Source organism: Streptomyces sp. AM25 (assembly GCF_058146165.1).
This window is the reverse complement of sequence record NZ_JBKIWN010000012.1, coordinates 81,954-102,311: the sequence shown is the minus strand read 5'-3', so window position 1 is coordinate 102,311 and position 20,358 is coordinate 81,954. Positions and strand designations below refer to the sequence as shown.

16 protein-coding genes and 2 riboswitches are annotated in these 20,358 nt (G+C 70.6%); of the genes, 9 read left to right on the top strand and 7 right to left on the bottom strand.

Annotation, left to right across the window (positions count from 1 at the left end; all coding sequences use genetic code 11):
• Positions 1 to 11: 11 nt before the first annotated feature.
• Complete coding sequence (locus ACLHRZ_RS17865) at positions 12 to 872, bottom strand: isocitrate lyase/PEP mutase family protein (protein ID WP_490419439.1); 861 nt, start codon at positions 870 to 872, stop codon at positions 12 to 14.
• Positions 873 to 1,467: 595 nt separating this feature from the next.
• Here ACLHRZ_RS17865 and ACLHRZ_RS17860 point away from each other — a divergent pair.
• Positions 1,468 to 2,667, top strand: coding sequence for a L,D-transpeptidase (locus ACLHRZ_RS17860; protein WP_490419438.1), 1,200 nt, complete (start codon positions 1,468 to 1,470; stop codon positions 2,665 to 2,667).
• A gap of 150 nt (positions 2,668 to 2,817) precedes the next feature.
• The gene (locus ACLHRZ_RS17855) at positions 2,818 to 3,246 is read left to right on the top strand and encodes an OsmC family peroxiredoxin (protein ID WP_490419437.1); all 429 of its coding nucleotides are present in this window, start codon (positions 2,818 to 2,820) and stop codon (positions 3,244 to 3,246) included.
• Between the two features lie 12 nt (positions 3,247 to 3,258).
• Here the strand turns inward: ACLHRZ_RS17855 and ACLHRZ_RS17850 are convergent, their stop codons facing one another.
• Positions 3,259 to 3,687 (bottom strand): cupin domain-containing protein, encoded by a 429-nt coding sequence (locus tag ACLHRZ_RS17850; protein ID WP_490419436.1) that lies wholly within the window; start codon positions 3,685 to 3,687, stop codon positions 3,259 to 3,261.
• 552 nt (positions 3,688 to 4,239) lie between these two features.
• Between ACLHRZ_RS17850 and ACLHRZ_RS17845 the strand changes: the two genes are divergently transcribed.
• The gene (locus ACLHRZ_RS17845) at positions 4,240 to 5,625 is read left to right on the top strand and encodes an alkaline phosphatase family protein (protein ID WP_490419515.1); all 1,386 of its coding nucleotides are present in this window, start codon (positions 4,240 to 4,242) and stop codon (positions 5,623 to 5,625) included.
• 24 nt (positions 5,626 to 5,649) lie between these two features.
• On the opposite strand, the gene ACLHRZ_RS17840 is transcribed toward ACLHRZ_RS17845, so the two are convergent.
• The gene (locus ACLHRZ_RS17840) at positions 5,650 to 5,916 is read right to left on the bottom strand and encodes a hypothetical protein (protein WP_490419435.1); all 267 of its coding nucleotides are present in this window, start codon (positions 5,914 to 5,916) and stop codon (positions 5,650 to 5,652) included.
• Between the two features lie 251 nt (positions 5,917 to 6,167).
• A riboswitch (M-box (ykoK) riboswitch) is annotated at positions 6,168 to 6,346 on the bottom strand.
• Between the two features lie 129 nt (positions 6,347 to 6,475).
• Here ACLHRZ_RS17840 and ACLHRZ_RS17835 point away from each other — a divergent pair.
• Together ACLHRZ_RS17835 and ACLHRZ_RS17830 are read left to right on the top strand one after the other, a co-directional pair.
• Positions 6,476 to 6,772, top strand: a complete 297-nt coding sequence (locus ACLHRZ_RS17835; protein ID WP_490419434.1) for a hypothetical protein — start codon at positions 6,476 to 6,478, stop codon at positions 6,770 to 6,772.
• A 45-nt stretch (positions 6,773 to 6,817) separates the two neighbouring features.
• Complete coding sequence (locus tag ACLHRZ_RS17830) at positions 6,818 to 11,431, top strand: cation-translocating P-type ATPase (protein WP_490419433.1); 4,614 nt, start codon at positions 6,818 to 6,820, stop codon at positions 11,429 to 11,431.
• A gap of 35 nt (positions 11,432 to 11,466) precedes the next feature.
• On the opposite strand, the gene ACLHRZ_RS17825 is transcribed toward ACLHRZ_RS17830, so the two are convergent.
• Positions 11,467 to 13,032, bottom strand: coding sequence for a GMC family oxidoreductase (locus tag ACLHRZ_RS17825; protein WP_490419432.1), 1,566 nt, complete (start codon positions 13,030 to 13,032; stop codon positions 11,467 to 11,469).
• 289 nt (positions 13,033 to 13,321) lie between these two features.
• On the opposite strand from ACLHRZ_RS17825, the gene ACLHRZ_RS17820 reads away from it, so the two are divergent.
• The gene (locus tag ACLHRZ_RS17820; RefSeq protein ID WP_490419431.1) at positions 13,322 to 14,158 is read left to right on the top strand and encodes an alpha/beta fold hydrolase; all 837 of its coding nucleotides are present in this window, start codon (positions 13,322 to 13,324) and stop codon (positions 14,156 to 14,158) included.
• Positions 14,159 to 14,167: 9 nt separating this feature from the next.
• Here the strand turns inward: ACLHRZ_RS17820 and ACLHRZ_RS17815 are convergent, their stop codons facing one another.
• The 3 genes from ACLHRZ_RS17815 to ACLHRZ_RS17805 all read right to left on the bottom strand — a co-directional run bounded on the left by ACLHRZ_RS17815 (position 14,168) and on the right by ACLHRZ_RS17805 (position 15,565).
• On the bottom strand, positions 14,168 to 14,848 hold the full coding sequence (locus ACLHRZ_RS17815; protein WP_490419430.1) for a winged helix-turn-helix domain-containing protein: 681 nt from the start codon (positions 14,846 to 14,848) through the stop codon (positions 14,168 to 14,170).
• A 43-nt stretch (positions 14,849 to 14,891) separates the two neighbouring features.
• Positions 14,892 to 15,149: a hypothetical protein gene (locus ACLHRZ_RS17810; protein WP_490419429.1), complete on the bottom strand. Its 258-nt coding sequence runs from the start codon at positions 15,147 to 15,149 to the stop codon at positions 14,892 to 14,894.
• Between the two features lie 86 nt (positions 15,150 to 15,235).
• Positions 15,236 to 15,565, bottom strand: coding sequence for a hypothetical protein (locus tag ACLHRZ_RS17805; RefSeq protein ID WP_490419428.1), 330 nt, complete (start codon positions 15,563 to 15,565; stop codon positions 15,236 to 15,238).
• A 305-nt stretch (positions 15,566 to 15,870) separates the two neighbouring features.
• Positions 15,871 to 16,044, bottom strand: a riboswitch (M-box (ykoK) riboswitch).
• A 189-nt stretch (positions 16,045 to 16,233) separates the two neighbouring features.
• Between ACLHRZ_RS17805 and ACLHRZ_RS17800 the strand changes: the two genes are divergently transcribed.
• The 3 genes from ACLHRZ_RS17800 (at position 16,234) to ACLHRZ_RS17790 (ending at position 20,197) form a co-directional block, all read left to right on the top strand.
• Positions 16,234 to 17,970 carry an ABC transporter permease gene (locus ACLHRZ_RS17800; RefSeq protein ID WP_490419427.1) on the top strand — a complete coding sequence of 579 codons (1,737 nt, stop codon included), beginning with the start codon at positions 16,234 to 16,236 and terminating at the stop codon, positions 17,968 to 17,970.
• A gap of 55 nt (positions 17,971 to 18,025) precedes the next feature.
• Positions 18,026 to 19,399 carry an ABC transporter ATP-binding protein gene (locus ACLHRZ_RS17795; protein ID WP_490419426.1) on the top strand — a complete coding sequence of 458 codons (1,374 nt, stop codon included), beginning with the start codon at positions 18,026 to 18,028 and terminating at the stop codon, positions 19,397 to 19,399.
• Positions 19,400 to 19,486: 87 nt separating this feature from the next.
• Positions 19,487 to 20,197, top strand: a complete 711-nt coding sequence (locus ACLHRZ_RS17790) for a hypothetical protein (RefSeq protein ID WP_490419425.1) — start codon at positions 19,487 to 19,489, stop codon at positions 20,195 to 20,197.
• Positions 20,198 to 20,358: the final 161 nt, after the last annotated feature.

Here is a 20,358-nt window from a genome sequence, read left to right as displayed (position 1 = left end):
CGCCCCGCGTGTCAGCTGCCGAACCGGTCGTCCAGGTCCTGGTGGAACCCGGCCCCGACGAGCCGGGAGAACTCGTCGTAGCCGTGCTGCGGCGGTCCCCCGGCCGGAGTCCCGGCCGACTTCAGGTGGTCCAGCGCGCCGGCGATCGCGCGGGTCGCCGTGAACAGGGCCGTCAGCGGGTAGAGGGCCAGGCGGAATCCCAGGTCCTCGAGGTCGGCAGCGGTCAGCGCGGTCGTCTCGTTCCCGTCCACGACGGACACGGCCTTGGGCCCCTCGACCGCGGCGGCGACCGCCTCCAGCTCCGCGATCTTCTTGATGCCGTCGACGAAGACCAGGTCGACACCGGCCTCCTGATACAGCCGGGCCCTCCGGACCGCCTCGTCCACCCCCGCCGCGGGGAGCGCATCCGTACGCCCGATGATCAGCAGGTCGGCCGTGCCGCGCGCCTGGACGGCGCACCTCAGGCGTCTGACGCCGGTGTCCGCGTCCATCAGCCGCACCCCGCTCAGCTGGCCGCACCGCTTGGGCGTGACCTGGTCCTCCAGGTGGATCGCCGCCACACCCGCCTGGACGTACTCGTGGACGGTGCGGTCGATGTTGCTCGGTCCCCCGTATCCGGTATCGGCATCCGCGATCACCGGAATGGACACGGCACGGGTCATGTTCCTCGCGTGCTCGGTCATTTCGGTCTGGCTGAGCAGACCGATGTCCGGCATGCCCAGCCGGCTGGCTGTGGCCCCGAATCCCGTCATATACACGGCGGGAAACCCTGCCGCCGCCACGATGCGCGCGGTGATCGCATCAGCAGCTCCCGGCGCCACCACCATGCCGGGGCCTTCCAGAAGGCTTCTCAGTGAACGGTCGACTACCAACGGTGGATCACCTCACACCTGTGCAGAGACTATGTAAATGCCCTGTAATAAAGCACAGTTTGGCATATCGGGTAAATAGGTAGACTGCCCGGCATGAGGAGTTGCACCGGGTCCCAGAAGCGTGCTCGCACCCGGTGCGTCCTCGTGTCCGTACGCACTGTGTCCGTGATCGCAGCTCTCTGCATGCTTCTCCTCACGGCCGGTGCGCTGCGGCCGGAGGGCTGCCTCGGTACGAGAATCAGCACGGCAAGCAGCACGAGTGCCGAAACGGTGCCGGCGCACTCACCCGAGCACACGTCGTCCGGCAAGGGCACGAACTGCGAGCACCACAGGGGCTGGCCGCTGCCCGCCCTCTCGTACGACCCCGTTCCACCCATGCCGGTGTCGAGCGCGGATTCGCCGTCGGACCGGGGTGCGGCCGGTGCTGCGGGAATCCGCGGCCCGTCGCGAGCGGAGATCAGTTCGGTCGACCTTCACCGATTGCAGGTCCAACGGCTCTAGACCGGAATGTCGACTCCCCGGTATTCACGACGATTCCCCTTCACCATCCGCCGTGACCTGCTGCAGGCAGGCGTGGCGGGGACTAGGACATTCCATGGGACTCTCCTCTCGCCGTCGATTCCTGGCCGGCGCCGTGACCGTGGTCGGCGGCACGCTGGGGATCGCAGCGTGCGGATCGCGCAGTACGGCGGACGGCGCCAAGGCCGCCGCCGGGACGGCCTCGACGGCAAGCATCAAGATCACGCCGGCGGACGGCGCTGCCGACACGGGTGTCGCGGGTACGTCGGTGACCGCCGTCAAGGGCGAACTGACCGATGTCGCCGTCGTCGTGGCCGACAAGCAGACTCCCGTCAAGGGCTCTCTGTCGGCGGACAAGAAGACGTGGAAACCGGACGCCCCGCTCGAGCGTGCGACCACCTACAAGGTCACGGCAAAGGCGAAGGACGCCCAGGGGCGGGCCGTGACCGAACAGGCGACGTTCACCACCGTCTCCGCTGCCAAGAGCTTCATCGGCACCTTCACCCCTGAAGACGGCTCGAAGGTCGGCGTCGGCATGCCGGTGTCCATCACCTTCGACAAGCCCGTCAAGAACAAGAGAGCGGTCGGGTCCGCTCTGACGGTGAAGTGCAGCAGCGGCCAGCAGGTGGTCGGTCACTGGTTCAGCGACACCCGCATCGACTTCCGGCCCAAGGAGTACTGGGAGGCGGGTTCCACCGTGACGCTGCAACTCCGCCTGGCCGACGTCGAGGCGTCGTCCGGCATCACGGGGATCCAGGACAAGACCGTCTCGTTCACCATCGGCCGTTCGCAGGTCAGCACCGTCGACGTCGACACATGCACCATGACCGTGGTGCGCGACGGACAGACCGTCAAGACCATCCCCATCTCGGCCGGGAGCAACAAGAATCCCACCTACAACGGGCAGATGGTGATATCCGAGAAGCACAAGGAAACCCGCATGGACGGTTCCACCGTGGGCTTCGGAGGCGAGTACGACATCCCCGACGTCCCGCACGCCATGCGGCTGTCCACCTCCGGCACCTTCATCCACGGAAACTACTGGAGCAGCGGCGTCTTCGGCAGCAGCAACACCAGTCACGGCTGCATAGGCCTGTCGGACGTGAAGGGCGCCAACGACAGCAGCACGCCCGGTGCCTGGTTCTACGAGAACTCGCTCATCGGGGACGTCGTCATCGTGAAGAACTCCCCGGACAAGACCATAAGCCCCGACAACGGTCTCAACGCCTGGAACATGGACTGGAACGACTGGACCAAGGACAGCAACAACCAGTAAAGGAGCACGCGTTGCCGCCCCACACCGGTGGGGCGGCATTGTCCACCTTGGTCACCAGGAGTGTCCCAAAGGTGATATCCATGCGCCGCCCGACTCCCTAGGTTTGGCGGTGACAGATCCCACCCTTGCAGGATCGGAGCTGATGACGCCATGGCGACCGTACGCACCGCAGCCACCCGCTGGCACGGCAATCTCACCCAGGGCCGGGGAGTCGTCTCCCTCGATTCTTCCCGGATCGGCACGTACGACGTGACCTGGCCTGCACGTGCAGAACAGCCGGAGGGCACGACCAGCCCGGAGGAACTGATCGCCGCAGCCCATTCGTCCTGCTATTCCATGGCGTTCGCACACGAGGCGACCGAACGCGGCTACACCGTCATGAGGGTGGAGACCACGGCCGATGTGACCTTCGAGCCCGGCGCGGGAATAACCGGGATCTCCCTGACGGTCACCGCCTCCGTCCCGGAGCTGCCGAAGGACGAATTCGACGTCCTGGCCGAGCAGGTCAAGCGGAACTGTCCCGTCGGCCAGGCCCTGGCGGGGGTCGGGAACATCACCCTCGATGCCCGGCTGATATGAACGCCCGCGCCGTCACCGGCCCTTGGCGTTCGTATCGCACTTCGTCAGGTCGGTCTCGGCGAGGGGCTTGCCCTCGGGCGTCACATAGGTGACCCAGAGCACGACGTCCTCGGTGCCCTTGTTGAGCCCCTGGTGCACGTAGCCGCGGCCCTCGATCACCGATTCCCCGGCCTTGTACGTGTGGGTGCCGCCCGACTTCAGCTCATGGGTCAGCTCGCCCTGCTTCACCACGGCGACCAGGTTGCCGTAGTGACAGTGCCACCCCGTGCTCTCCCCCGGCGGAATGGTGATCTTGCGGAAGTTCACTTGCGCAGGGCCGTCCACCTCGACCTTCACCGGGTCGTCCTGCCGTCCTTGGGCGAGGTCCTCCACGACGACACCCTCCTTCGGCTGCCCGCCGGAAACCCGCCCGTCCGCGCTCGCCAATGAAGAACCCGTCATTCCCAGCGCAATCGCTCCTACGGCCGCCACACAAATCCGCCTGCTGCGCCAATTACGCATGACCGCTCCAATCCCTTGGATGCCTGATCGGGCTCCCAGGCTAGGAAGTGCCCGCCCATTGCGGCCATGTCCGAAAGTTGCATGCCGTGGCTACTTTTGGCGAAACTTTCGGCTGGGGAAAACCTCGGACTTCTCGACGTCGATTTATCCGGAACCGGGTGGACCGATCCGGCGCCTCGGCAATCCGTTCGGTGAGCCGTCGGCCGTGCGACCCCAGAAGGCCCGTCAGATGCGCGCTCCTCCTTGCCGGACGGCGAATTCACAGCCGCCGACACCCATGTGAGGGATGGACGAGCCAACATCCAGATGATCTGCTGTACGCAGAGCGTGTGCACGCAGGGACTCTGTGCCTCCTTTTCCCGGAGCTGTCACAGAATCACGAAGCGGCCCGGCTCTATGCCATCGTCATGCCTGTTGGCCACCGGGGAAGGAAGTACAGACGGAGTGGGTCGGTTCAGGATTCCTCGTGGTGTGGCTGCAGACGGCGAGTGGATGTCGTTTCTTCCGTCCTGTGTACGGCGTGCCGTCGCAGCGGGGCGCACTCGGGGCGGTTCGCTCAAAGATGTGGAGCACGTCGTTTTCCTGATGCAGGAGAACCGGTCGTTCGACCACTATTTCGGCACTCTCGGAGACGTACAGGGTTTTGACGACCCGAGTGTCCTCAAGCTGCCGAACGGCCGCAGTGTCTTCCACCAGCCGGACACGGCGAACCCCCAGGGGTATCTGCTGCCGTTCCGGCTGGATACGCACAGGACGAACGCTCAGGCCATCTCGTCGCCCAGCCACGCCTGGGAAGTACAGCACCAGGCCTGGAACGGCGGGAAGATGGACCAGTGGATGCCCGCCCACCGTGAGGCCGACAAGGCCAACGCGCCTTATGTGATGGGCTACTACACCCGCGCGGACCTTCCCTTCCATTTCGCGCTCGCCGAGGCATTCACGGTGTGCGACAACTACCACTGCTCGGTGATGGGGCCGACGTGGCCGAACCGGCTGTACTGGATGTCCGGCACCATCGACCCCGGCGGCACCCGGGGCGGCCCGGTGATCACGAACAACTACCCGCCGACGTTCTACCAGTGGACCACCTACGCCGAACGCCTGCAGGCAGCAGGAATCAGCTGGCAGGTCTACCAAGGGCAGGACAACGGGTCGTTCAGTGTCCTCAACGGGTTCAAGGCGTTCAGGGAAGCGCAGCCCGGGAGCCCGCTGTACGAGCGTGGTATGCGCAGGCTGCCGGACGGGGCCTTCGAAGACGACGCCCGTAACGACCAGTTGCCCGCTGTCTCCTGGATCATTCCCTCCACCGCCGCATCGGAGGAACCCGACGCCCTGCCGGCAGCAGGGGCGGATTTCATCGCGCAGAAGATCGAAGCGATCGCCTCGAACCCTCACGTGTGGGCCAAGACCGCACTCATCATCAGCTATGACGAGAACGGCGGCCTCTTCGACCATGTCCCCCCGCCCGTACCCCCGGCCGGTACACCGGACGAGTTCGTCGAAGGCCTGCCGATCGGCGGCGGCTTCCGCGTACCCGCTTTGATCATCTCGCCCTGGACAGTGGGCGGACGGGTTGCCGGCGAAGCCTTCGACCACACCTCCTGTCTGCGCTTCCTGGAACGCTGGACCGCAGCACACGGGACCGAGGTCGAAGAACCCAACATCAGCGCCTGGCGAAGGCGGACGTTCGGCGACCTCACCTCCGCCTTCGACTTCACCCGAACCGCCCGCACGCCGCCGCGGCTGCCCGCCGATACCGAGGAGCAGCTCGCCCGAGGAGCGACCAAGGCATCCCTCCTGCCCCGGCCCACATTCCCCACCACTCGTCAGAAGCTGCCCCATCAAGAACGCAAACGGGCCTCGAAGCGTACGCGCTGAAGCATGACGAATGAGTGCGCGCGGTCAGGCCACAACCCCCGCGGGGCCGCAACGCGAACCCTGCACCGGGTTCTCCAGCGACTGCTGCATGATGTCGACGGCCAGCGGGAGCATCAGGCGGGCGAGGAGGCCCGCACCGGCGGCGTCGGCCATGCCGTCGAGGACGGGACCGGCGTAGGCCAGAGCCCGGCGCAGGGCGGGGCGGAGCGAGTCGGAGGTGAAGTCGGGCAGGACGAAGCTGAGGGTGAGGCCGGTGGCGGCAGCGTTCGGCCACGTCAGTTGAATGCGCACAGCAGTCTCCGGGCAGGACGTACCCGGTCGCGGACGGACACGTGGAACCGCCGCGCAGCATGCCCGGGCAGTCTGTGGGCAGGAGACAGTGCGCGAAGGTCAGTTGATGCGTCGGCGACGGGTGGACGATGACGGGCGAGTTGAGCCGGAAACAGGCTCCGGACTATGCCAGGGACTCAAGCCCCTCACCTCCTCGCGGCCTGGGCACTCGCGGGTGCCGGACATGGGCCGAGGAGCCTCCGCGACGCGGGAAGGCACCTCTCTCGTCACGGCTTCAGCACTGCACGGCGTATTCCCGGCCGAGATTGGCCGGGCAGCCACTTGGGCGCACCCCTTAATCCGGAGTGAGCTGTCCTGACCCGGGGCGTCTCTCGACGTTCGGGGTCAGTGGCCTGTGTCCGCGCAGAAGCCTCACCCAACGAGGTGCTGCGTACATCGAGAATCACGAAAATCCACGGTCGCTGTCAAGGAACGTTTAGGAAAACAGGAGATGGCGCAGGTTAACGCCGGTGGACAGGTTCACGCCGGAACCGTGCCCTCATCCGGAACAGGAGATTTCATGAGCAAGAGCGCCGATTTACAGCCCTCGTCCTCGTCGCGCCCGGCCGGGCCGCTGGGGGCGGTGCTGTCGGTGATGGACCGCGTGCCCGGTGCCGGCCTGGTGAAGGGGGCTGCGAACGGGGCGTTGGACGTGGTCGGTTCGGTGTCTCCCCGGGCACGTCGGGCAGCGGTGTACACCGGCGTCGGCATCCTGGGCGCGGTGGGGCTCGTCGAGTGGCCGGTGGCGGCGGCGGGCGCCGCGGTGGTGTGGCTGACGCAGCCGAAGCCGCAGGACGGCGGCGCCGCGGCCGACTGACCGCCGGGCAGTAGCCGTCGGCTGCCCGGCCGTTCCGGGCACAGCATGTCTTCTCCGCACCGTGGCCACAAACCGGTGCGGACTTCTCATGAGAGTAGGACAGTGGTTCTGCGTTTGCTGGCCGGCTTACCCGTGGCCGGTCTTGGTTCGGCACTCAGCGCTCCGGCCCGGGCCGCGGGCCGTCTCGTCCCGTCGGCCGACGTACTCATATGCGGAGCGGCCGAGTTGGCGTCGGTCGGTGTGCGCGCCGCGGCAGGCGGGGCGGCCGAGGCATCGGCGACGGCCGTGCGTGTGGCCCGCGTGGCCCGTAACGCGCTGGTGCCCGGCGACGGTTGCTGGCGTGCGGGGAGCAGGCTCCAATTGCCCTTGCGCCCGCACCCCGAAGCCGCCCACGTGCCACGGCTGGAGGAGGCCGCGGAGAAGGTGGCGGCCGCGTTGCTGGAGCACCCCGAGGTGCTCCTCGCCTACTGGGACGGCGGTCTGTCCCGGCTGGTGGTGCAGGTGGCCGAGCAGGATGTGGTCGGTGCGGTCGAGCGCCGGACGGCGGAACTGGCCGCCCGGTACGGGCTGGAGCACTCCGACGAGACGGAGAAACCTTACTCTCCCCATCCCGCGAGCACCGCCGATGTGCGCGCTGCGGCCGTACTCCTGGCCTGTGATGCGGCGGGTGTCGCCACGGCGGTGGCGGCACAGGTGCTGCGGATGCAGAAGTCCCCGCGGCTGGTCACCGCGGCGGTGACGCTGCTGCGGGAGGACTCCCGGGTGCGTGGCGTGCTGCGCCGCCGGCTCGGCGCGAACGGGACCGACCTGGTGCTGGCCGCGGTCAATGCGGCCACGCACGGTCTGGGGCAGTCGCCGACGGCGCTCGTGCTGGACGGAGCCCTGCGGGCGGGCCAGTTGGCGGAGGCGCTGGCCCGGGCCGCCGCCTTCGACGCCGCTCACGACGACATCTGCGTCCCGGACCGGCCGAGCATGTCCGGAGCCGGGGCGTCCAGACCGCCGCTGCGGCCGACCCCGGGCGAGGAGTACGCGGACACCGCGGTCACCGGCAGCCTGGTGGGCGCGGCCGCGACGCTGGTGTTCACCCGCAGCCCGGCGGGGGCCGCGGAAGCGGTCCTGGCCGGATCGCCGAAGGCTGCGCGCTACGGCCCGGCGGCCTTCACCGCCGCCCTGGGCAGTGCGCTGGCTCAGGGCGGCATGCTGGTCCGCAGCGTCGAGCGGCTGCGTCAACTGGAGCTCGTGGACACCGTGGTCCTCCACCCCGGCGCCCTGCGCGGCGCACGGCGGACGGTCCTCGATGTCGATCCCGGCGCGTCGTCGTGGGACCACGACCGGCTCTGGCACGCGGCGACCGCGGCGCTGCACCGCGCCACCGAGGAGGTGGCAGGTGACGTCGACGAGCCTGTCGTGAGTCTGCGTTCGGCATCCGGCGACGAGCCTGCCGACTCCGGTCGGATGGTCGCGTCCGCGGGCGGGGAGGGCGTGGGCACCGTGCTGGTCGGGTGGGAGCTCGACCCGCTTGCCGAGGCGGTGCTGGACGCGGCCCGCCGGGCCGGCCTGAGCGTGGTGATGGTGGACGATCCTTCACTCGGCGAGTTCGCGTCGCTGGCGGACACCGTCGTCGCCCCCGAGCGGCCGTTGGCCGAGGTCGTGCGCGAACTGCAGGCGGACGGCAGGGTCGTGGTGACCGTCACGCGCATCGGCCGCGAGGACACCGGGGGCCACGAGGTGCTCGCGGGCCTGCTGGCCGGTGATCTCGCCGTGTCCGTCACCGACGAGCGCAGCGCCGTGGTCTGGGGTGCCGACGTCCTGGCGCTGAACGGGCTGGAGGGGGTGTGGCGGCTGCTGGCAGCCGCTCCCGCCGCACGGGCCGTCAGCCGCCGTTCCAGGACCCTGGCCCAGTCGGGTGCGGCGCTGTCCGGGCTCCTGGTGGTCACGGGAGGCTCGCCGGCCCGGCGCGTGCTCCTGCCGGCCGGGGTCCGGCTCAGCCCCGTCAACGCCGCTGCCGGCGCGGCCCTGTTCTCGGGCTGGCGGGCCGCGTACGGGACCGTCGGCCGCAAGACGCCCCGCCCGGGACCGCGCATACCGTGGCACGCCCTGCATCCCGACGAGGCGCTGTCCCGGCTGGCGAGTACCCCTCGTACCACTCCCACCGTGCTGTCCAGGCTGCGTGCGAGCGCGGATGCCGCGGCCCGGCTGCCGGTGTTCGCGCCGACGCGTATGACGATGTCCTTGTGCACGGCCGTACGTGCGGAACTCGACGATCCGCTCACGCCCGTGCTCGCGGTCGGTGCGGCTGCGTCCGCGGTTCTCGGCTCCGGCGTCGACGCACTGCTGGTCACCGGGGCGTTGGGGATGAACGCCGTGGTGGGCGGGGTGCAGCGGCTGCGTGCCGAGCACGCCCTGGCAAGGCTCTCGGTGGGGCAGCGGCAGACGGCCCGGCGGGTCACCGGCGCCCGGAAGGGGACGACGACGATCGTGGACGCCGCCCGGCTGGCACCGGGCGATCTGATCGAGCTGGCCACGGGCGACGTCGTGCCGGCCGATGCCCGGCTGCTGGACGCCACCGACCTGGAGGTCGACGAATCCGCCCTGACCGGCGAGTCGTTGCCGACCCGCAAGCAGGTGGCCGCCACCCCCCGCGCGGCCGTGGCGGACCGCGGCTGCATGGTCTACGAAGGCACCACCGTGGTCGCAGGCCGCGGCCGGGCCGCCGTGGTGGGCACCGGTGAGCAGACCCAGGCGGGACGCGCCGCGTCCCTGGCCTCACGGGCCCCGGCCGCGGCAGGGGTGCAGGCACGGCTGCAGGAGCTCACGAAGAAGGCGCTGCCGCTCACCCTCGCCGGCGGGGCGGCCGTCACGGCGCTGTCCCTGCTGCGCGGCCGCTCGGTGCGCGAGGCCGTCGGCGGCGGCGTGGCGGTGGCGGTGGCCGCGGTCCCGGAGGGGCTTCCCCTGGTGGCGACGGTCGCGCAGATGGCCGCCGCCCGCAGGCTCAGCCGGCGCGGGATCCTGGTGCGCACCCCCCGCACCCTGGAGGCGCTGGGCCGGATCGACACCATCTGCTTCGACAAGACCGGCACCCTGACCGAGAACCGTCTGCACGTCGTCCGCCTCGTCACCGCCGAGGGCACCGCCTACGCCGCCGACTCCCCAAGCGCCGCAGCGGTGTTGCAGGCCGCGGCCCGCACGTGCCCGCGCCCCGACGGAACGGGCGTGCACGCGCACGCCACCGACGAGGCCGTACTGGCCGCAGCCCCGGACGACCCGGACTGGACCGAGACCGACGCCCGGCCCTTCGAGGCCAGCCGCGGCTACGCAGCAGCCATCGGGCACACCGCAGACGGCGACGACGCACGCGTACTGGTGGTCAAGGGGGCGCCGGAGATCGTGCTGCCGTGCTGCACGGACGTCCCTGCCGATGTGCAGGAGAGCGCGCAGTCCCTGGCGTGCCAGGGGCTGCGCGTGCTGGCCGTCGCCCGGCGCCGGTTCACCGTCGACGAGGCGGCCGACATGCTGGACAAGCCGCTGGCGGGGCTGGAGTTCCTGGGGTTCGTGGCGCTGGCCGACACCCCGCGGGCCGACTCCGCTCCCCTGGTGGCCGGGCTGCGCCGGGCCGGCCTGCGGCCGGTGATACTGACCGGCGACCACCCGCAGACCGCCCGGGCCATCGCACTGTCCCTGGGCTGGCCGCAGGACGTCGGCGTGGTCACCGGCGACCGGCTGTCCGCCCTCGACCGGGCCGGAAGAGCCGAACTCCTGCGGGACTGCGGCGTGGTGGCCCGCGTCGCCCCGGAGCAGAAGCTCCAGGTCGTCGAGGCGCTGAGGGAGGCCGGACGCGTGGTGGCCATGGTCGGCGACGGCGCGAACGACGCCGCGGCCATCCGCGCCGCCGACGTCGGCATCGGCATCGCCGCCCGCGGCTCCGCCGCGGCCCGCAACGCCGCCGATCTGGTCATCACCGGCGACGAGCTGTCCGTCCTCGTCGACGCCGTGGCCGAGGGCCGGGCCCTGTGGCGCAGCGTGGCCGACGCCATCAGCATCCTGATCGGCGGCAACTTCGGCGAGGTCGGCTTCACCGTGCTCGGCACCCTGCTCGACGGCGCATCCCCGCTCTCCACACGCCAGTTGCTGCTGGTCAACCTGCTCACCGACATGTTCCCGGCCATGGCGGTGGCCGTCACGCCACAGGACGAGGAACCGGGTGAAGAAACGTCTCTCTCCGGTACGGCCCCGGTGGGCGTCGCCGCCCTCGGCGCCCCGCTGACCCACCAGATCCGCCAGCGTGGCGTCATCACCGGACTCGGCGCGACGACGGCGTGGCTGATCGGCCGCTTCACCCCGGGCACGGCGCGGCGCACCAGCACCATGGCCCTCTGCGGGGTGGTCGGCGCCCAGCTCACCCAGACCCTCAGGGGCCGGCAGCGCAGCCCCCTGGTCCTGGCGACCGCGGTCGGCTCCGCCCTCGTCCTCGCCGGCATCGTCCAGACCCCGCTGGTCAGCCACTTCTTCGGCTGCACACCGCTGGGACCGGTGGCCTGGACGGGGGTCGGAGCAGCGGTCGGCACCGCCGCCCTCTCCCCCTGGCTGCTGCCGCCCGCCGAACGACTGCTGTCCCGGCTGACGGACAAACTGCGGCCGGTCGTGCAGATCACGCGCTGACGGCCGACCCACGGTGTGTCCCTCATTCTGTCCGGTCAGCCGCGGAGAAAGGTGGCCGCCCGGTGCCCGACGACCACGCACGGCGCCATGGTGTTCGCGGAGGTCACCCGGGGCAGTACCGACGCGTCGGCGACACGCAGGTTCTCCACGCCCCGGACGCGCAACTCGGCGTCGACGACGGCATCGTCGTCGACGCCGATCCGGGCCGTCCCGCACTGATGCCAGTACGTGAAGGCCGTCGTGCGGATGTAGGCGGCGACCTCGGCGTCGGACACGTTCCCGAGCACCGTCCGGGATCCCCGGTAGGGGCGCATCGCCTCCGCGTGGGCGATCGTCTCGGCGAACCGGTAGGCCTCGACGGCATCCCGCAGGTCGTCCGGCTCGTCGAAGTAGCCGGTCTCGATCACGGGAGCGCTCGCCGGGTCGGCGTCGGCGAGTCGCACCGATCCGCGTGAGCGCAGGCTCATGCCCAGCAGGAAGGTGAAGGCGGACTCCGGCTTGCCGTACCGGGCCTCCGCCTCGGGGGACATGAACGCCATCGCGGCGGAGTACATGAAGAACCGCGGCAGCTCGGCGTGGCCGTCGGCGCCCCAGAAGCACACCGCCTGGGTGCGCGGAGGCGGAGGCAGCTCGCGGGCGCCGGCCTCCCACACGCAGCTGATCAGCAGGTGGTCGCCGAGGTTGGCGCCCACGCCGGGAAGATCGGCGCGGACGCCGATGCCGAGCGACTCGAGGTGCCGGGCGGGCCCGATGCCCGACTGCATGAGGATCTTGGGCGTCTGCACCGCCCCGAGGCTGAGCACGACCTCGCGCGCGGCACGGAAGCGGACGCGGCGGCCCCCGGTCACGGCCTCGACACCGACCGCACGACCATGCTCGAACACGACCCGGGTGACCAGGGTCCGCGTGAGCACCGTCAGATTGCGCTGCCGCCGCCGCGGGGCGACCAGCACGCGGTAGGGCGAGCGCCGCACGCCGCGCACGGCGTACTCGTCCCGGACGGCGCAGCCGCTCCCCCGCTCGGCGAGTTCCCCGTTCGGGCTGTCGTAGCGGTGGAGCCCGGCCGACTCGGCTCCGTCGAGCAGCGCCGAGAAGAACGGATACAGCGGCTGTGCCGGCAGGATGTGCATCGGGCCCGCGGTGCCCCGCCGTTCGGGGTCGGGCTCGCCGTGCCAGGTCTCCAGCTCGCGGTAGACGCCGAGCGTCGAACGGTAGTCCCACCGCGGGTCCGCGCAACTCGCGGCGATTTCCTCCCAGTTGCGCCGATGACCGCGCGCCCAGGTTCCGGCATTGATGCTCGAACCGCCGCCGAGCCCCTTACCCATGGAATACGCCAGACGCCGGCCATCGATCCCGGCGCCGGGCTCGGTGACATAGCCCCAGTCGCGTTCGGTGCCGAGATTCTCCATCCACCGGTCGCGGTCGGACACCCGCTCGTCGTCATCGTCCGGGCCCGCCTCCAGGAGCAGTACCCGCAGGTCCTCGTCGGCCGCGAGCATCCCCGCGACCGTCGACCCCGCCGGGCCCGCGCCGCACACGATGATGTCGAACTCGCCCTCGGCCGCCCAACCTGCTTCCGTCTGCTGTCGACGCTCGTCCACGTTGCCCTCTCCTCCGACGAACCGACTTCGCGGTGATGGGAGGAGGTACGTCCGGGGGCACCCTGGGCGCACCTCCTCCGACCATCATCCGGATGCCCCTGCCCGACGGCATCCACGCGACGTACCAGTTTGCTCGAGGGCCGGCACGGGCACGAAGCGAAAACGGCGGCGCATCCCCCGTGCGAACCAACGGATGTGACCGTGCGCGGATGACGCACGGGTGCACCCGTGTTTCCTGACGTTGCCGACGGCGCGCCGCCCGTGCGGCCGATGGCAAGGAGAGGCAGCGATGCGCAAGGTCATTCTCGTTCACGGCTTCTGGCACGGAAGCTGGTGCTGGAGCCGCGCGGTGGAACAGCTCGCCGCACGCGGTGTCATGTCCGTGGCCGTCGACCTCGAAGGGCACGGGCTGAACGGCAGGCAGCCGAGCGCGCGATGGGATCGCCCGTTCGATCCCGCCGCCTTCGCCGAGGAACCGTCCGCAGTCGCCGCCGTCACGGCGTCCTCGGCCGCAGCGATGCTCGTCGAGCAGATCAGGGTGATCGGCGACGGCGAGCCCTGCATCGTGGTGGCGCACAGCCAGGGCGGCACCGTCGCCACCGCCGCTGCCGAGCTGGCCCCGCACCTGTTCGCTCATCTTGTGTACGTGGCCGCGCTCGCCCCCGTCTCCGGTCTGCCCTCCGGGGCGTACAGCACGGTCCCCGAGAATCAGGGCGAGCTGGTGCTGCGTCTTCTGAGGGCCGATCCGGCCGATGTCGGGGCGGTGCGCATCGATCCCGGCGACAGCGACGGCCACGCCGCGATCCGCGAGACCTTCTACGGCGACGTGGACGAGGCGACGGCGACGGCGGCGATCAGCCTGCTCAGCGCCGACAGTCCGCTCGGCATTGCCACCGATGCCTTCACCGTGACAGCCGGCCGGTACGGCACCGTGCCGCACACCTATGTGGTGTGCACGAAGGACAATGCCCTCCCGGTAGCCCTGCAGCGTCGCTTCGTACGCGAGATCGACGCCGTGTCCGGCACACCGACCACGGTCCTCGAACTCGACAGCTCCCACTCGCCGTTCCTGTCACAGCCGGCCGCCCTCGCGACCGCGATCACCGGACTCTGCAGGCGCGTCTGATACGTGATCTCACGCCGCCGCCTTCGACGGCTCGAACGCGTACCCGCCCCGCCCGGCGTCCGCGATGACCGCCCCGTAACGGGAGCCGAGCTTGCGCCGGAGGCGGGCGACGTGCGTGTCGACCGTACGCGTCTCACCGACGGCGTCCCGCTGCCACACCATCTCCATCAACTGCTCCTGACCATGAGGGCGTTGGGGGTAGGCGGCCAGGTAGGCGAGGAGTTCGAACTCCATGCAGGTCAGTTTGACCGGCCTGCCGTCCGCCGAGACCGTACGACGTTCCAGGTCGAGGACCAGGCCGTCCACACAATGCGTCGGCGCGTGCGGAGACTCCACGTCGGCGGGAACCGCCGCCGGCCGGCTGTCCAGGTGCCAGTGCAGGTCGCTCACCGCGGGCTCCAGCCAGACGAGGGAGAGCAGTTGCGACAGGGGTGTCGCGATGGGGCCCCGCGTGTCGAAGGACGCTTCCAGAAGTGCGGAGCCGGGCGCTTCGCTTCGGCTGGACACCTCGGTCAAGTGCACGTCGGGGCCGGTCAGGGCCTGGGTGAGCCGGGCCCGTACGCGGGGCTCCTCGGCTGTGTCGCACATGACGTGCGCGACGCCGTGCAGGGGGACGTTGGTGGCCGCGTACGGGGCGCTGTCGATGAGTCGCTCGACGGTTTCCTGCAGGAGGCCGGCCGGAAAGTACATGTCGGTGTCTCCAATTCCTGTTTCCAGGAGGGTTGCTGGTGGGTCAGCGGTCCAGGTGCCAGGCCGCTTCGAGGTGTCGCCGGCCGTCGGGGCCGGTGACCATGTGCCAGTGGGCGTGCGGGCGTTCGGCCTGCTCGTCCGGGACGCCCCGGGTGGCCGCTGCCGGAGCGGAAGCCGCGCGCAGGACGGTGGTGTCGAGCGGGCCGTCGGCGAAGCCCCGGAGGGGTCCGGGCATGCGCGCGGCCGAGTGGTGTTCGCGACGGATGTGCATGCGCGTGTGCATCAGGGTGAGGACGGACATGCAGAGGTCACCTCCGTAGGACGCCGTGCCCGCGGGAGGGCAGGGCGCGGCCAGGGAATGGCGGAACGTTTCGGCGTGGAGGGTGGTCAGGCGCGGGCCAGCGCGGCGGCTCCGGCGATGCGGCGCGCGGCGGGCAGCGGCAGGCCGGTGAAGCGGGAGAGCCAGTGGGCGTCGTGTCCCTGCTGCGCGAGGACGTAGGCGAGGTGCACTCGTGGGTCGTACGCGGCGTGCGGGGCGTACGGCCGGGCGCAGGTGTCGGGGTCGTCCAGCCGGTAGGCCCGCTCAGGTCCGTCGCCCAGGGCCAAGGTCACGTGCGGGCAGGCGTGTTCAGGGCCGCGGGCGTGGTGGTGGCCGGCGCTGTGCGGGCACCGGCGGGCCGGTGCGGAGGGCTGGGTGAGGTGCGTGAGAAGGCGCACGTTACGCTCTCTTCTCTTCCCCCGAGGGGGAGGTTTCGGGCATGGGGTGGCGATTCACCCCCGCGGGCGTGCAGGCCGACCGGCCCGGAGCGGTGTGAGGCCGCACGGGTGTCAGGGCAGTGAAGCGGGTGCGCGCAGGGAGAGGGTGCTTACCGCACGCCGGGACGGAGCCGGGACAGGCGGAGGCAGGGCCTACTGTGGCCCGGACTACTGGGACCGCAATCCATGTTCTCTCGCCTCCTCCCGGACCGGGGCGCATGAGCGCCGTGACGGACGCGGCAAGGAGCGGACCGGCCCCATCGGCCGGCTCACCCCAACTCGTCAGAGCTTTGGCACTGCACGGCGTAATCCCCGCCCGGGGGAAGCCACTTGGGGTCACCCCTTGGGCCGGGGAGACCTGTCCTGACCCTGGGCGTCTCTCGACGTCGTGGGGTCAGTGGCCTGTGTCCGTACAGACGCCTCACCGAACGAGGTGCCTTCTTCGAAACCTCTACGAGTGTGCCTGTACTTGCACGTCGACGCAAGTACTGGGCCTGATCTTGACGCCATCACCACGCCGCCCGGTGCGGGTGCCCCTGCGCGTGTCGGTCGTCGGGCTGCGGCACGGAGATTCCCGGGCGTGATTTCCTGGCCCGGACAGGCGAGCCGTGAGCGCACGGAGGCGTCCGATGGTGGATACGGGAGGATTTCCGTCCCGGGGAGTGTGGCGGCGGCCCGCGTTGCGGTGGGTCGACCTGGTGGTCGCGGTGGCCCTGATGGCGCTGCTGTACGGCCTGCTGCGGCTGGCTCCGTCGCTCAACGCGCCGTTCCTGCCGGAGACCGCGCCCAAGGCGGTCTCGACGGACCCGTCGAACCTGCCGTACTACGCGGTGCGGTCCTTGCTGCGCATGTTCATCGCCCTCCTGGCGTCGGTGCTGTTCACCTTCGCGTACGCCACGGCCGCCGCCCGGCTGCGCAGGGCCGAGAAGGTGCTGCTGCCGGTGCTGGACATCCTGCAGTCGGTGCCCGTCCTGGGGTTCCTCTCGGTGACGGTGACCGCGTTCATCGCCCTCTTCCCCGGCTCCGAACTGGGCCTCGAATGCGCCTCGATCTTCGCGATCTTCACGGCGATGGCGTGGAACATGACCTTCGCCTTCTACGCCTCGCTGGTCTCCCAGCCCCGGGAACTGGACGAGGCCGCCCGGGTGATGCGGCTGACGAAATGGCAGCGGTTCTGGCAGCTGGACGTGCCCAGCGGGGTGATCCCGCTGGTCTGGAACGGGATGATGAGCTTCGGCGGCGCCTGGTTCTTCCTGGCCGCCTCGGAGTCCATCTCCGTGCTCAACCACCAGTACGCGCTGCCCGGCATGGGCTCGTACGCCGCCGCCGCCATCGCCGAGGGGGATCTCGGCAAGGTGGGCATCGCCAGCGGCGTGATGGTCGTCCTGGTGATCGGGGTGAACGTGCTGTTCTGGCGGCCGGTCACCGCCTGGTCGGAGCGGTTCCGGGTGGAGGAGTCCGAGGCCGCCGAGCATCCCCGCAGCCTGGTGCTGGACTTCCTGCGGCGGTCGGAGGTGCCACAGCTGCTGGGCCGTCCGCTGAAGCCGCTCTGGCCCGCGTTCGACCGGCTGATGCGGCCGTTCGGGGTGGCCGAACACACCATCCGGATCTCGCCGGCGCGGGAGCGGACCGCGGACGTGTTCTTCGCCGGGGCGGTGAGCACGGTCGTCGTCTACGGGGCCTGGAAGGCGTTCGCCTACGTGCACTCCACCGTCGGCCTGGGCGCCTTCGGCCATGCGCTGGCGCTGGGTGCGGCCACCTTCGGGCGGGTGGTGGTGCTCAGCGTCGTCGCGACGCTGGTCTGGGTGCCGGTCGGGGTGTGGATCGGGATGAACCCCCGGGTGACCCGGTTCGCGCAGCCGGTCGTGCAGGTGCTGGCCAGCTTCCCCGCGAACTTCCTCTTCCCCTTCGCCACCGCCGCCTTCCTCGCGCTCGGCATCTCACTCAATTTCGGATCCGTGCTGCTGATGGCGCTGGGCGCGCAGTGGTACATCCTCTTCAACGTCATCGCCGGCGCCTCGGCGATCCCCTCCGACCTGCGGGAGGCGATGACCATGTTCCGGGTCGGCGGATGGCTGCGCTGGCGGCGGTTCATCCTGCCCGCCGTCTTCCCGTCCTACGTCACCGGCGGGATCACGGCGGCGGGCGGGGCGTGGAACGCCTCGATCGTCGCCGAGGTCGTCGACTACGGGCAGCACCACCTGACCGCGACCGGGCTGGGCGCCTACATCACGGAGGCCACCGCCACCGGGAACTTCCCCAGGATCCTGGTGGGCATCTTCGCGATGAGCGTGTACGTCGTCGTCGTGAACCGGCTGTTCTGGCGCCGCCTGTACCGCCTGGCCGAGACCCGCTACGCCCTGTGACCGCACTCTCCGCAATCCCTCCGCTTTCTCTCCGCTCCCAGCGAGGCAGACACCCGTGACCAGCAGCGAAGCCCCCACCGCGAGCCCCCGTCCGGCCGGGGAGGTGATCGTCCGGGCCGATTCGGTGACCAAGGCGTTCACCACCCCCGAGGGCAGTTCCCTGCCCGTGCTGGACGGGATCAGCTTCGACCTGGCCGAAGGCGAGATCGTCGCCCTGCTGGGAAAGTCGGGGTCCGGCAAGTCCACGCTGCTGCGCTGCGTGGCCGGGCTGATCGCTCCGTCCGCCGGCTCGGTGTCCTACCGGGGCACACCGCTGTCCGGCGCCAACCCGGGCGTGTCGATGGTCTTCCAGTCCTTCGCGCTGCTGCCCTGGCTCACCGTGCAGCAGAACGTCGAACTCGGCCTCGCCGCCCTGGGCGTCGGCGAGGAGGAGCGCCGCCGGCGCGCCCTGAAGGCCATCGACCTCATCGGCCTGGACGGCTTCGAATCGGCCTACCCCAAGGAACTCTCCGGCGGCATGCGGCAACGGGTCGGCTTCGCGCGCGGCATCGTCGTCGAGCCCGACGCCCTGCTGATGGACGAGCCCTTCTCCGCCCTGGACGTCCTGACCGCCGAGAACCTCCGCACCGAGCTCGTCGGCCTGTGGGAGGGCCACGAGGCGCCGGTGAAGTCGATCCTGATCGTGACCCACAACATCGAGGAGGCCGTGCTGCTGGCCGACCGCATCCTGGTGCTCTCCTCCAACCCCGGCCGGATCCAGGCCGAACTCACCGTCGGCCTGCCGCGGCCCCGCGACCGCCAGCACCCCCGGTTCGAAGCCCTGGTCGACACGGTCTACGCCATCCTCACCGGCCGTGAGGAAGCGGCCGCCGCCGCTGTCGAAGCCCCCGAACCCACGGGCGGCCCGGCCCGCCCCGCCCCGGCGCAGACCCCGATCAGCGCCCCGCTGCCGGACGTCAGCGTCGGCGGCCTGGCGGGTCTGCTGGAGATCCTGGTCGCCCGGGGCGGCGAGGACGGACTGGCGGAGATCGCCGACGAGCTCAACTTCGAGGTCGACGACCTCCTCCCGCTGGTGGACGCCGCCGTCATGCTCGGCCTCGCCCGGGTCGACGGCCCACGGCTCGCCATCACCGGCACCGGCCGGGAGTTCGCCGCCGCCGACATCCTCACCAGCAAACAGCTCTTCGCGCACCACGCCGCCACCCGCGCCCCGCTGGTCCGCGCGATCGTCCAGGCCCTGGCCGCCACCGAGGGCCACACACTGCGCGAGGGCTTCTTCCTGGACCTGCTCCGGCGCGGCTTCTCCGCCGAGGAGGCCCGCAACCAACTGGAGACCGCGGTCGACTGGGGCCGCTACGCCGAGCTGTACGACTACGATCGCGACGGCGGCGAACTGACCCTGGAACCCGGCGCCCAGGCCACGCTGTAGCCGCACGACGGCCTGCGGGCGTCGCCCGCCGTCAGCCGCTGGCAACGTCGTTGTTGTGACGGCCGATTCGCACAACGGAGGAGACAAATGCCCAGTCATGCATCAGCCTTCAGTCCTGCCGGGTGGGTGGCGGCGACCCGCGGCGACGGCGAGCGGGTACCGCGGGCGTGGACGAAGGTGCTGCTCGACTCGGCCCAGGGCGACTCGTTCTCACTCCTGCGGCTCGCGGCGGGTGGCGAGTTCAGGCGTGCGGGTTCCGGGGACGACCGGGTTCTCGTACTGAACGGACGCCTCTCGATCACGGCCGGCGACACCGGCCCCGCCACGGAGCACCCGACCGGAGCGTACGCAGCACTGCCCGCGGACAGGCCCGCAGTCGTCTCCAGCCCCGACGGCGCCCTGGCCCTCGTCCTGGCCGGGAAGCGGCTGGGAGCCCCGGCCGACGACGTGTTCAGTCCGGAAGGATGGCAACAGTCGGGCCCGGGCCAGTGGTTCCGGCTGCTCCTCGACGTCACGTTCGACGAGCACTTCGACGAACGGGTCGTGGGACTGTCCTTCTTCGAGCCCGGCTCCTTCTCGCCCCGGCACCCGCACCGCACGGCGCACCGCTTCCTGTTCCTCGACGGCGAGGCCGACGACGAGCTGGTGTTCCCCGACGGGACCCGGCACACCGCGCGCCGGGCCAAGGGCGACTTCGTCGACTACCCGTACCCCGTCGAGCACCAGACCTTCAGCAGGACCGGCTCCACCATCCTCTTCCTGCACGAGCCGCTCCGAGAGGCGACCGGCTCGCCTTGACCGATCTGCCGGAGTGGTCGCCGGGGGCCCCGCGCCCTGGACCGGCCGTGGACCGGACGACCGGTACGTGCTCCTCGGCGGCGGCGGTGCGAGGAGCGAACGTCCTTCCGGACGCAGGAAGTTCCCACACGTTCCGAGAGACCTGCCTGCCGACGCCGGGT